12 protein-coding genes and 1 other annotated feature are annotated in these 11,804 nt (G+C 44.1%); of the genes, 9 read left to right on the top strand and 3 right to left on the bottom strand.

Going from position 1 to position 11,804, the window contains the following annotated elements:
* Positions 1 to 60 precede the first annotated feature (60 nt).
* From ABR335_RS06645 to rplT, 4 genes are all read left to right on the top strand, one after another.
* Positions 61 to 1,314, top strand: coding sequence for an MFS transporter (locus ABR335_RS06645; protein ID WP_035184397.1), 1,254 nt, complete (start codon positions 61 to 63; stop codon positions 1,312 to 1,314).
* A gap of 399 nt (positions 1,315 to 1,713) precedes the next feature.
* Positions 1,714 to 1,829 (top strand) — a sequence feature (ribosomal protein L20 leader region).
* A gap of 71 nt (positions 1,830 to 1,900) precedes the next feature.
* Complete coding sequence (gene infC, locus ABR335_RS06650) at positions 1,901 to 2,422, top strand: translation initiation factor IF-3 (protein WP_071646874.1); 522 nt, start codon at positions 1,901 to 1,903, stop codon at positions 2,420 to 2,422.
* A gap of 23 nt (positions 2,423 to 2,445) precedes the next feature.
* Positions 2,446 to 2,643, top strand: coding sequence for a 50S ribosomal protein L35 (gene rpmI, locus ABR335_RS06655; protein WP_014097776.1), 198 nt, complete (start codon positions 2,446 to 2,448; stop codon positions 2,641 to 2,643).
* 33 nt (positions 2,644 to 2,676) lie between these two features.
* Complete coding sequence (gene rplT, locus ABR335_RS06660) at positions 2,677 to 3,030, top strand: 50S ribosomal protein L20 (RefSeq protein WP_013859897.1); 354 nt, start codon at positions 2,677 to 2,679, stop codon at positions 3,028 to 3,030.
* A gap of 52 nt (positions 3,031 to 3,082) precedes the next feature.
* On the opposite strand, the gene ABR335_RS06665 is transcribed toward rplT, so the two are convergent.
* A complete protein-coding gene (locus tag ABR335_RS06665; protein ID WP_168986088.1) occupies positions 3,083 to 3,256 on the bottom strand; it encodes a hypothetical protein in 174 nt (57 codons plus the stop codon).
* Between the two features lie 105 nt (positions 3,257 to 3,361).
* On the opposite strand from ABR335_RS06665, the gene dut reads away from it, so the two are divergent.
* The 4 genes from dut to ABR335_RS06685 all read left to right on the top strand — a co-directional run bounded on the left by dut (position 3,362) and on the right by ABR335_RS06685 (position 7,237).
* On the top strand, positions 3,362 to 3,814 hold the full coding sequence (gene dut / locus ABR335_RS06670) for a dUTP diphosphatase (RefSeq protein WP_035188387.1): 453 nt from the start codon (positions 3,362 to 3,364) through the stop codon (positions 3,812 to 3,814).
* Between the two features lie 91 nt (positions 3,815 to 3,905).
* Positions 3,906 to 5,318, top strand: a complete 1,413-nt coding sequence (locus ABR335_RS06675) for an O-antigen ligase family protein (protein WP_035188385.1) — start codon at positions 3,906 to 3,908, stop codon at positions 5,316 to 5,318.
* Between the two features lie 426 nt (positions 5,319 to 5,744).
* The gene (locus ABR335_RS06680) at positions 5,745 to 6,236 is read left to right on the top strand and encodes a lactoylglutathione lyase family protein (protein WP_035188383.1); all 492 of its coding nucleotides are present in this window, start codon (positions 5,745 to 5,747) and stop codon (positions 6,234 to 6,236) included.
* A gap of 14 nt (positions 6,237 to 6,250) precedes the next feature.
* On the top strand, positions 6,251 to 7,237 hold the full coding sequence (locus ABR335_RS06685) for a zinc-binding dehydrogenase (RefSeq protein ID WP_014097781.1): 987 nt from the start codon (positions 6,251 to 6,253) through the stop codon (positions 7,235 to 7,237).
* 150 nt (positions 7,238 to 7,387) lie between these two features.
* Here ABR335_RS06685 and ABR335_RS06690 read toward each other — a convergent pair whose 3' ends face one another.
* Positions 7,388 to 8,716 (bottom strand): methyl-accepting chemotaxis protein, encoded by a 1,329-nt coding sequence (locus ABR335_RS06690; protein WP_014097782.1) that lies wholly within the window; start codon positions 8,714 to 8,716, stop codon positions 7,388 to 7,390.
* 248 nt (positions 8,717 to 8,964) lie between these two features.
* Entirely contained in the window at positions 8,965 to 9,519 is a 555-nt protein-coding gene (locus ABR335_RS06695; protein WP_014097783.1) for an NADPH-dependent FMN reductase, read from the bottom strand.
* A gap of 959 nt (positions 9,520 to 10,478) precedes the next feature.
* Between ABR335_RS06695 and ABR335_RS06700 the strand changes: the two genes are divergently transcribed.
* Positions 10,479 to 11,654, top strand: a complete 1,176-nt coding sequence (locus tag ABR335_RS06700; RefSeq protein ID WP_017551449.1) for an IS256 family transposase — start codon at positions 10,479 to 10,481, stop codon at positions 11,652 to 11,654.
* The last annotated feature ends 150 nt before the right edge of the window (positions 11,655 to 11,804 follow it).

Genomic DNA, 11,804 nt, shown 5'->3' on the forward strand with positions numbered 1-11,804 from the left:
GCTTTTTATTATATAATAGAGGAAAAAATGGGTTGGCACAGGGGAAGGGGACGGAGCCCAATGCACTTATTTCGGAATCGTCATTTTAATGCGTTGTTTTTTGGCAGGCTGTTCACCAATATTGGGGATAGTGTTTATTATATTGCCATGATGTGGATGGTTTTAAAATTAGGGGGGAACTCGACGGTCTATACCGGATTTGCCGGATTCTTATTTTCGCTGACAGAGGTGCTGAGCTTATTTTACGGCCCGGTTCTTGACAAAATAAATGCAAAAAAATTGCTGGTTACAGCAAGCGTTTTACAAGCCGGCTTACTGCTTCTTCTTGTTGTTTTAAGCAAGTATGGAATCATGAATGTCTGGCTGCTGTTGCTTTCCATCCCGGTTCTTTCGTTTTTATCGGAACTGACTTACCCGTTAGAAAGCGTATTATTGCCGAAAGCCGTGGAAAAGAAAGATCTCGTCAAGGCCAATTCACTCATGTCCATTGCATATAAGGGTTCGGATTTTTTCTTTAATGGGATTGCCGGGTTTATCCTCGCCGCTTTCTCGATGTCGATGGTGCTCGGGATGAATTCGCTTCTTTTTATACTCTCATCCATTCTGTTTTTGTTTTTAAAAGTACAGGTAAAAAGAAGCAAGCAAACCGGGAGCGTACGGGAAGAATGGCAGGCGTACAAACGGGATTTTAAAGAAGGCCTATCGTTTGTCAAACAGCCTTTCATCTTGCAATTATTAATCCCCTTGCTGTTTTTAAACTTTTTTTTCGCAATTGTAATGGTCGTATTGCCTTCTTTCGCCAATACTGCGGGCGAAGGCGCTTCATCCTACGGCATCATGACAGCGGCTTTGGGTTTAGGGGCTTTGGCGGGAGCGGCAGGCGCGGATAAAATCAGCCGGATATTTCCGTTTGGCAAAATATTGGCTGCAGGCTTTTTGCTCTCCGGGTTGTCCTGGCTTTTCATGATTTTATTGAGCAATGTTTCGATATGGTATGTTTATACGCTTATGTTTATTTCCGAGTTATCTATTGGTGCCATCAATGTTTTGTTTTCTGCCATATTTCAGCAATTGCCTGATGAACAAATGTTAGGGCGGGTCAATACCATCAACGTGAGTTTGCTATCGCTTGCGATGCCGGCAGGATCATTGATCGGCGGCGTGATGGCCAAGATCACTTCTGTCCAGCTTACCATGAGCTTTTTTGGAATAGGGTTGTTTGTCCTGGCACTGTTTTATATGGGAAGCGGAAGAATGAGAAAACTGCCAAAAGTTGTGGAGATTGACCATACGTATGTGAAATTAAGTAGATAAAAAAGGAGATAAATGGAAGGTACAACCATCATTCAGAAAAATGGATTGAAACCGGTGGCATGGTTAGGAGGGGAAAATGAAAAATTGATTTACATTTGATCCAATTTCCGTTCATTTTATATAAAATGCCGCTCTCTTGCCTACCGAAAAAAGCATGTAAATAGATGCTCAGGCTTGATGTAAAAGCTTTATTTTTAGAAGCTTTTGTTTCAACAAAGACAAGCATTTTCATTAAGCACTTCAGAGAGGAGACCAAAAAAACACTTGCGATTTCTCTGCCGTTTTGATAAAATAACGCATGTTGAGCCAAAAAAAGTTAAACAGATTTTCCGGGATTCTTGCAAATTGACATGGATACGGTAAAGTGATACAATAATTGAGTGAAATTGAATATAAGTTTGTGAAAAGAAGGAGCAGCCCGCTTCTCACCTGTTGACGCAATGGTGCAGTTGTCAGGTATCTATCAATGATCGTGATCATAAGCGCGGGTGTGTTCCCTGCGCTTTTTTTCGTGTGCAGTACGTTCAGGGCTTTTTCGCAAGCGAAATATTCACACGTTTGTTTGAAATTATCTTGGAGGTGGCTCATTATTAGCAAAGACATGATGGTGAACGAAGGCATTCGTGCCCGCGAAGTCCGTTTAATCGGCCAAAACGGCGAACAGATGGGAGTTAAATCCCGGAACGAAGCATTGGAGATTGCGGCACGTGCCAACCTTGACCTTGTACTTGTTGCGCCAAACGCAAAACCGCCTGTTGCCCGCATCATGGACTACGGAAAATACCGTTTCGAGATGCAGAAAAAAGACAGGGAAGCACGGAAAAAGCAAAAAATCATTAACGTAAAAGAGGTTCGTTTGAGCCCGACCATCGAAGAACATGACTTTAATACAAAACTCCGCAATGCCATTAAGTTTTTGGAAAAAGGCGATAAGGTAAAAGCCTCGATCCGTTTTAAAGGCCGCGCCATTACCCATAAAGATATCGGGCAGCGCGTCCTCGACCGGTTTGCAGAAGCATGTGCCGAAGTCGCCACGGTCGAATCCAAACCGAAAATGGACGGACGGAGCATGTTCTTAGTGCTCGCACCAAAAACAGAGAAGAAGTAACGTCAACTTAAGGAGGACTAATCATGCCAAAAATGAAAACACACCGCGGCTCTGCCAAGCGTTTTAAGAAAACCGGCTCCGGCAGCCTGAAACGTTCCCACGCTTACAGAAGCCATTTGTTCGCAAATAAAGTGACAAAACAAAAACGCCAGCTGCGTAAATCAACGCTTGTATCCGAAAGCGACATGAAACGCATCCGCCAAATGCTCGACAATCTGTAAGAAAACAAAGCTTTCAATTAGGAGGAAAAGATTATGCCACGTGTAAAAGGCGGTACAGTTACCCGCAGACGACGCAAAAAAGTTCTGAAATTAGCCAAAGGTTATTATGGTTCAAAACATACATTATTTAAAGTTGCCAATCAGCAAGTGATGAAATCCTACATGTATGCGTATCGCGACCGTCGCCAGAAAAAACGCGATTTCCGCAAACTGTGGATTACCCGTATTAACGCTGCGGCAAGAATCAATGGCCTTTCCTACAGCCGTTTGATGCACGGTTTGAAACAGGCAGGCATTGAAGTGAACCGCAAAATGCTTGCCGACCTCGCTGTGAACGATGCACAAGCATTTGCCGAACTGGCAAACAAAGCAAAAGCAGCATTATAATCAAAAAACAGAGCTTCCGGCATGCCGGGGGCTCTGTTTTTTAAAAAAAGCATTATAAATTTTCCGTCTGCTGTCTGATTTCTTCCTGGTTCAAAGTTTCGTTTGTAGCTTCCAAATTGGCATGTTCGTCCACTGACTCGCCCGGCTGAAATTCTTTTTGGTCGGATGCGATTGTCATTTCAGGCTCTGCCGGAATTTTTGGCATCTTTTTCGTCATTTTAACCAAGAATAGTCCCCCTTCTGGTAAAAAATTTCCGGATTCCCCGGAAAAAAGTAAAAACCTGTTTTAGTTTGATATAATCATGGAAGAACTATACGAGGAGCGATTTCAATGGATGATGTTTTAAAGGTAAAATTATTGCATCCTGATGCACAACTGCCGCAAAGGGCCAATCCTGGAGATGCAGGGTTGGATTTATATTCCATCGAAGAAAAAAACATTGCACCGGGGGAAGCGGAACTGATCCGTACCGGCATTGCCATCGAGCTGCCGCGCAGAACAGAGGCGCAGGTCAGGCCGAGAAGCGGGCTCGCTTTAAAACACAGGGTCACCGTTTTAAACAGCCCGGGTACGATTGATGAGGGGTACAGAGGAGAAATTAAAGTCATTTTAATCAACTTTGGAAAGACGCCATTCAAAGTTGAAAAAGGGATGCGAATCGCCCAAATGATTATCGCACCCGTCATGTCTGTCACCGTAAGTGTTACGGAACAGTTAGCAGAATCCGAAAGAGGGGAAGGCGGGTTCGGATCCACTGGGATTGCCAAAATAAATGAAAAATAAAATTTCTTTTCATGAGATTTTTTCAACGAAATTTAATCTGTGCATGGTATAGTGGTTCCTGAGCAATTAGATCCGAATAACGAGGAATCCTATGAACAGTTTAATACACTTTATAAAAGAGCATGCATTTGAACTGGCTGCAGTATTGTGTTTTGCGCTCCCGCCTGTTGGTCTGTTTATCATGCTTGTATTCAGCCTTTCGGAACTGTACAGGCATATCAAAAATAAACGGTTGTTTTCATCTTCCCCTGTCTCCTTTTTCTTTCTCTGTCTTTTGGCAGCAACCACCGGAGCGGCTGTGCAAATGGGAGAACCGCTCCTTCTTGCTGAAAGCTTAAGGATTTTGTTTTACTGGGGAATTTTCCTTAAAATTATGGACAGCGGAACAAGGGGCAGATTCAAGCATTTCCGCTGGATTGTGATCGGCTGTGGCCTTTATGGTATTTTCATTGGCTGGCTTCCAAAAATGTTGTCGGATGACCCAGTGCTGGCATTTCTGACCGGCACGGAGCTGTTCGGTTTTAAACATTACAACAGATTAATCGGCAGTACTTACAATCCGAATTTCACGATGTTTCTGCTACTGATCGGGATTTCATTTCTGTTTGCGGAGATGCTGAAAGACGCGGGCAAGAAAGACTGGAAAAACTTGATTTGGAAATGTATCCCGCTTTTTTTCCTTAGTAAAGGCGTCTTTGATACTGGATCACGGGCCGGTTTTATTTCGATGATATGCATTTATTTTATTTTCTTTTTCAGATGGAATAAATGGATTTTTGGAGGCGGGCTTCTGTTTCTGGCGCTCGGAGCAGGCAAGCTTGCGGCGGTCATCCCGAGAGTTCATTCCATTGAAGGTTCTCTAACGGGCAGGGAAAAGATCTGGTATCATTCCTATAAAATTTTTGAAACCCACTTTTTGTTTGGCACAACACCACTTGGTTTCGGGAAAGTATATGCCAGCCTGTTCCATAAAAATATTTACCACGCCCATGATATTTTTATCGGTTTTTTTGTCGAATACGGGGCAATTGGCGGTATTGCTTTTCTTGCTGTGTTAGCCATGGGGGTGTGCAAATTGGGCAGATTATTTTTCATAAAAAGAAATTATCGTTACTTGAACATTTTTCTGCTCAGCCTGCCGGTAATCGTCCTGACCGGCTTTCTCGATGAACCAGTTTTCTCGCCCCAAATCGGGATGCTGGCAGTAGTGCTTTTATCCTACTGGGAGCGGTATTCAAAGCGAATGTTTCAACCGCATGTCGCGTTTTTAAACAGGCTGAACGTCAAACACAACATATTAAAACGGCAGCTTCCCAAACCGGAACTGCAGTCTATCAGCCGGGCCATCACGGGAGAAATAAAAGCGATTGAATCCGTGGTCCATGAAACGGCAGAGCCATTTGAAATCTGCAAAAAAGAAGTCAGGAACAATCGGGGCAAACCGGACGAAAAAACGCCGGACAAAGAGCTGAGTGATAAAACACCGGATAAAGAAAACGAATAGAGGGACAAGCATATCTGTCGTGTGAAGTGGCACTGCATGATCAAACTTGCTTTCCAACAGGCAAAAAACGTCCCTACAGATGTTTTCAGGAGCGTTTGCAGATTTGCCGGCTAGCTGTTCAAGATAGGTTGAGGATGGGGAATCCGTTCAAAGTGGAAAAAGGGTTACGAATTGCCCAAATGACGATCGCGCCCTGGAAACGGTTAGCTGAACCCAAAAGAGGGAAAGGCGAATTCGGGTCCACAGAATAGGCTGCGGGAGAGGACATGGACCGAGCCATTTCTAAACGGATTGGAACCGGTAAAAGAATGAAAATGGGCCTGAGTAAATGTTCAAGAACAGGATCAAGAAAAAATGCGTCTCATTTTTAAAATGGATTGTCGCATACTATACTAGTATAGTAACCAAAAAAAGAGTGATAAAAAAATGACGTATCCACGATCTTTTTCACATATCGGCCTTTCCGTTCCTGATTTGGACAAAGCCGTTCAATTTTATACCGAGGTGATGGGCTGGTACGTGATCATGGAACCATCTGAAATTAAAGAAGACGACAGCGCCATTGGCATCATGTGCAAAGATGTTTTCGGCTCTGGCTGGGGGTCGTTCCGCATCGCACACTTGGCAATGGGCGACGGAACAGGTGTTGAAATGTTTGAGTTCAAAAACAATGAAACACCTGACAATAACTTCGAGTACTGGAAAACGGGCATTTTCCATTATGCCGTCCAGGATCCGGATGTAGAAGGCCTCGTGGAAAAAATAAAAGCGCACGGGGGTAAACAACGGATGCCGATCCGTGAATATTATCCGGGGAAAAAGCCTTACTGGATGGTTTACTGCGAAGATCTGTTCGGCAACTTAGTGGAAATTTACAGCCACAGTTATGAATTGACATATTCAGAAGGCGCTTATTAAGGAGGAACCGGAAATTGAAAGGATGGCTTATCGGGAAACCCGCAAGCATTGACGACCTCACATGGGGAGAAGTGCCGGATCCCCGTGCAGGTGAAGGGCAGCTTGTTGTGAAAGTGATGAGCACCGCTTTAAACCCGGTTGACTACCAATTGATTGAATCCGGCAATCCAAACTGGGTGTATCCGCATATAACCGGTGTCGATCTTGCGGGGGAAGTTGTTGAAGTTGGCCCGGATCCGTCTGGTTTTAAAACAGGTGACCGGATAGCATGCCACACCGATTTGAACCGGAAAGGGGCATTTGCACAATTTGCGGCCATTGATGCAAATGCAGCCGCAAAAATCCCTGATGGCGTTTCTTATGACGAAGCGGTAGCTGTGCTTTGTGCCGGGATGACCGCATATCAGGCAGTGGTGCAAAAATTAAACCATACTGACAAGCAAACGATTTTGATCCATGCCGGCGCCGGCGGAGTTGGCGGATTTGCCATTCAGCTCGCGAAAGAACTCGGGTTAAAAGTATTCACCACCGCTTCCGCCGCCAATCACGAATGGGTCAAATCGCTCGGTGCAGATACAGCGATAGACTATCATACAGAAGATGTCACAAAAAGAATCATGGAAGAGACGGACGGGGAAGGGGTGGACCTGATATTGAACACTGTCAGTTTCGCCGAAGCGACCGAAGATTTGAAGCGGCTCGCTTTTTCCGGCCAGCTCGCATATATTGCAGGCGCCCCGGACTTATCCGGCATAAAGCCGTTCACGCTTGCGCCATCGATTCATGAAGTCGCCCTCGGTGCAGCCCATGCGAGCGGCTCCGTCCGGGCAAAGCAAAACCTGGCTTTTATGGCGGATGAATTGATGCAGCGTGTGAAAAAAGGGACGCTGAATCCGATGGTCAACCAAGTGCTCCCGCGTGAGGAACTGCCGGCCGGTTTGAAAACCTTAAAAGGCCGCCACGTACGAGGAAAAATCATTGTCAGAATGCATGAAGCATGATTCTAAAAGCGCCCGCTGCCGGACTTGCGGGTACCCCAAGCGGGAACATTCCTGATTTTTGCCGGATTTGATCCATTCCCATTCAAATATGAACATCAAAACAGGCAGTGTGGTCACATCTTGCATGTTGATCACACTGCCTGTTTATCGTCAGCTGACTTTAAATTTATTCATTTCGGTATCCAGCTTGCCAGCCAGCTCTTGCAATTCTTTCGCTGATTGTGAAATAATCTCTGTAAAGGCCCGCTGTTCCTGGCCGGAAGCAGACATCTCTTCGGAACTTGCCGCAAAATTTTCAACTGTAGAAGTTATCTCCTGAATCCGCTTCGAAATTTGTTTTGATTTTTCGTTGATCGTTTCAATCCCTTCTGCGGTATGCTGAAAACTGCCAACAATGTTGCTGTAAGTATGTTGAATCTGATGAAAAGCAGCTTCCGTTTTGTGGAACGCATCTTTTTGTTCATGTATAAAGGCGTTTGCTTTGCTAATATTTTCAACAGCTGCATTCGACTTTTTCGTTGTCGTGGCGATCAGGTCTTTAATTTCCCGGGCTGCTTTTGATGATCCTTCCGCCAGTTTGCGAATTTCGCCGGCAACAACCGCAAAACCTCTTCCGGCATCCCCGGCCCGGCTCGCCTCAATGGAAGCATTCAATGCAAGCAGGTTCGTCTGTTCTGCAATGGAAGTGATAACATTGACAAATGCCTGGACCTGGTCGATCATCCCGCTCAGTTCTGTAATAGACTCGTTTGCCGTCGCTGTGATTTCAATATTTTGATCTATTTTTTTGAACTGATGGTCAATCGTATTCTGCCCTTCTTTTACGGCGTCAAGCGAAGCAGCTGCATGTTCTGCCCCGTTGGCAGCTTCCTGCGTAATGGTTTCAATGAGATTGACCACCTCGTTTAAAGTTTTATTGATGTCATGGACGGTTTCTGACAGCTGACTGTTCCCTTGCGCAAATTCATCAATGGAAGAGGCTACTTGATTGATAGATTGAAAACTTTCTTCCGTTCTTTTTGAGAGGGTATCCGTATGGGTAGCGACCTTTGATGAAAATTCCTTCAACCGTTTGGCCACTTCTCTTAAAGAGATTCTCGTTTGCCTGAGCGCCCTGGCAAGCTTGCCCGTTTCATCCTGAAAAGACTGAATTTTATCGAAAGACCCATTTTCTTCCCGTAAATCAAGTGCCGCTGTCTGTTCTGCCAGTTCGGCCGTTTGCAGGATCGGTTTTGAGATTACCCTACCCAGTATGTATGAAAGAATGATACCGATGATAAGGGAAATGAAAAGACCGATTAAAACATTTGTCGGTATGATTGCGATTCCGGCCGGGGGCACGTGGTTTCCGGTGCCGCTGTTTCCCTTGCCGATATTTCCGTAAACCGATGCCCCAATATTAATGGCAATCACAATCACAGAGTTGAGCACTGAGAGCATAATGATCTTGAATGAAATCTTTTTAACATTCTTTAACATAACGTTCCTCCACCATTTAAATCTGTATGTAGTATAGAAAAAAAGACTTAAAAAAGATTTAATCTTTTTGTTGCTTGCGGAATCCCTAATAAATTGATCGGCAAAAGGAGAAAAATTTTAATGGGGAAAATAAAATAAAGTAAAATTTCCCCCTGCTTTTAAACAATCAAGGAAAGGCCCAATGACGAAAAACAGCGGGAACCCTTTGGAAAAGGGATCCCGCTGTTTTTCAGCTTCCGATGGGTACATCAGCCTTTGTATTTTTTAATTAAATCAACAAATGCATCTGTAAATGATTGCAGGAACCGGACTGTGCCTTCATTCACAATTTTTCCGTTTTCATCAAACAGTGCAGTAACATTGCCGATATAAGCTTCAGGCTGCTGGAGGATTGGCATGTTCAGACAAACAAGCGACTGGCGCAGATGATGGTTGGCACCAAACCCGCTTAAGTTTCCAGGGGATTGGCTGATAATCGCCGCCGGTTTCCCATCCCATATACTTTGGCCGTACGGGCGCGAACCAACATCGATTGCATTTTTTAACACAGCCGGGATGGAGCGGTTGTATTCCGGTGTTACAAACAGCACCGCATCGAGCCCTTTTACTGTATTCCGAAATGTCGTATACTCGGCCGGAACCTGGTTATGGTCATCAAAATCCTGATTATATAAAGGGAGGTTCCCAATCTCGACAAATTCCGTTTCATATCCTTCAGGAAAAAGGTTTGCCACATTTTCCGCAAGTTTTCTTGAAAAAGATGCTTTCCGCAAAGAGCCAAGCAAAATTCCAACTTTCGTCATTTTATCGACCTGCTTCCATTTATATTTTATGCTAGATAATGATAAGAAAACCGCACCGGAAAGTCAAAATTCCTGCTTGCTATGTTGCTATGTACCATTCAAGCCGGCTGGCGGTTTCCGGATGTTCTTGGTGACAACCACAAGCAATCGAAGGTCAATGGTTGTTCCCGGTTTTTTGTTCCCCGATTAAAGTATTGACCAGTCTTCCTTATGGTAATCAAAAATAAAGGACCGATTTTGCCCAAACATTTTCGGTTTTAACGGGATGGCCCACGAGGCAAATACAAAACGCCTTGCCCTTTAGGTTTCACGCATTCAATCAGCAGACGAAAGTAGTCACGCTTCATTCTTCTTGCGTACCGCGTTCTTTGCAGCAAGGACGACGAATGAAGGAAGACGGCAATTATCTATGGAACCTTCATGTAGCCGTGCGTGATTCTGGCAAGTCGCGTTGCCTTCTGCTAACGCCATGTTCTTTGCGGCATGGGCGTCTACGTAAAGGAAGCGGGGGAAATTGAGGGTCTTTCTTCACATAGAGTGCGTCTACGTTAAGGAAGCGTGGAAAAAAGGCAGCCTTCCTTCACATAGGGCGCGTCTATGTTAAGGAAGCGAAGGAAAATGGTCCTCTTCTTTAACCTAGAGCCCGTCTACGTTAAGAAAGCGTGGAAAAAATGAGTCCTTTCTTTACATAGAGCGCGTCTATGTTAAGGAAGCGAAGGAAATTGAAGTTGTTCCTTAACATAGAGCGTGTCTATGTTAAGGAAGCGCGGAAAAAAGTCGGTCTATCTTCACATAGAGTGCGTCTACGTTAAGGAAGCGAAGGAAATTGAGGTTGTTCCTTAACATAGAGCGTGTCTATGGATTAAGTCCGTATAATTGTGTAAAAAGAAGGAGTCATTTTATCAACTCTTGGCAACACTGTTTTCAACGACGATAAACTAATGAAAAGAGGAGATAAAATGACTCACTTACAGTTTAACTTAAATTTGGATGTTTTAAAAGAAGCCATCATGACTTCCGATCTTGACGCGGTAATTAAATCAGCGGTTGTCCTCGTGTTAAACGAGTTTATGGAAAAGGAAAGGGATGACTATTTAAAAACGAGCCCTTATGAACGCGCTGTTGAACGCCGGGATTACCGGAACGGTTACTATGAACGCGAGCTGTTGATGAGCATCGGCAATGTTACATTAAAAGTTCCCCGGACACGTAATGGCGAATTCTCAACTACCTTATTTGAAAAGTATGCCAGATGTGACCAAGCTTTCGTCCTTTCTATGTTGGAGATGGTCATCAATGGCGTCTCTACCCGTAAGGTCACAAATGTCGTAGAACAGCTTTGCGGTAAGAATGTATCCAAGTCGTTTGTCTCTTCCCTTACGCAAAAACTGGATCCCATTGTGAATGCTTGGGCCGAGAGACCGTTGAATACAACCTACTACCCTTATGTGTTTGTGGACGCCATGTATATAAAAGTACGGGAGCACCATAAGGTCATATCAAAGGCTGTTTATATTGCGACTGCCATTACAGAGAAGAATACACGTGAAATACTGGGTTTAAGCGTTGACCATGCAGAAAGTTTGGAGAGTTGGAGTTCATTTTTTAAACAACTTAAATCACGTGGACTCCAATCACCAAAACTCGTTATTTCCGATGCTCACATGGGCCTTCAGAAAGCAATACAACGGGAATTCATTGGCACTGCTTGGCAAAGGTGCAATGTTCATTTTAAACGCAATATCATTGAAAAACTGCCCAAAAAAGATACTGCAGAAATCCGGGTGATGATTAAGCGCGTGTTTGAGGCCGTTACGATTGAGGACATACGCAAGTTTAAAGATGAATTAATAAACAAATTTGGTACAGAAGCAAGATTTGAAAAAGCTCTGGCCATTTTAGATGAAGGTTTTGAAGATACTATCCAATACATGAACTTTCCTGAGAATATCCGTATGCACATACGGAGTACTAATTCCCTCGAGCGGCTTAACCAAGAGGTTCGTAGAAGGGAAAGGGTCATTCGCATTTTTCCTAATACCCAATCTGCTTTTCGTTTGGTTGGTGCCGTTTTAATGCAGTATCAAGATACAGAATACTCGAAGAGGAAGTCACTTATGGGAAAGAATAGTTAGCAGCATTTTCAGCTTAACTTCCATCATGGATGATTTCATCTCCGGGAAGGGATGTCAAATTGAAAGGCATTTGACATCCCTTCCCGGAGATGAAGAAAAAAATCCATGGAAGTTAAGCCGAAAAAATGAAGGGGTGGTTGAAAACATTTG

The sequence above is a fragment of the Heyndrickxia faecalis genome (assembly GCF_040267745.1).
Lineage (GTDB): Bacteria > Bacillota > Bacilli > Bacillales > Bacillaceae_C > Weizmannia > Weizmannia faecalis.

What these genes read in the sequence shown, in the direction of transcription:
- ABR335_RS06645 (WP_035184397.1), top strand. Translation starts at nt 61, where the DNA reads ATGCACTTATTTCGGAATCGTCATTTTAATGCGTTGTTTTTTGGCAGG.
- rpmI (WP_014097776.1), top strand. Translation starts at nt 2,446, where the DNA reads ATGCCAAAAATGAAAACACACCGCGGCTCTGCCAAGCGTTTTAAGAAA.
- rplT (WP_013859897.1), top strand. Translation starts at nt 2,677, where the DNA reads ATGCCACGTGTAAAAGGCGGTACAGTTACCCGCAGACGACGCAAAAAA.
- dut (WP_035188387.1), top strand. Translation starts at nt 3,362, where the DNA reads ATGGATGATGTTTTAAAGGTAAAATTATTGCATCCTGATGCACAACTG.
- ABR335_RS06675 (WP_035188385.1), top strand. Translation starts at nt 3,906, where the DNA reads ATGAACAGTTTAATACACTTTATAAAAGAGCATGCATTTGAACTGGCT.
- ABR335_RS06680 (WP_035188383.1), top strand. Translation starts at nt 5,745, where the DNA reads ATGACGTATCCACGATCTTTTTCACATATCGGCCTTTCCGTTCCTGAT.
- ABR335_RS06690 (WP_014097782.1), bottom strand. Translation starts at nt 8,716, where the DNA reads ATGTTAAAGAATGTTAAAAAGATTTCATTCAAGATCATTATGCTCTCA.
- ABR335_RS06695 (WP_014097783.1), bottom strand. Translation starts at nt 9,519, where the DNA reads ATGACGAAAGTTGGAATTTTGCTTGGCTCTTTGCGGAAAGCATCTTTT.
- ABR335_RS06700 (WP_017551449.1), top strand. Translation starts at nt 10,479, where the DNA reads ATGACTCACTTACAGTTTAACTTAAATTTGGATGTTTTAAAAGAAGCC.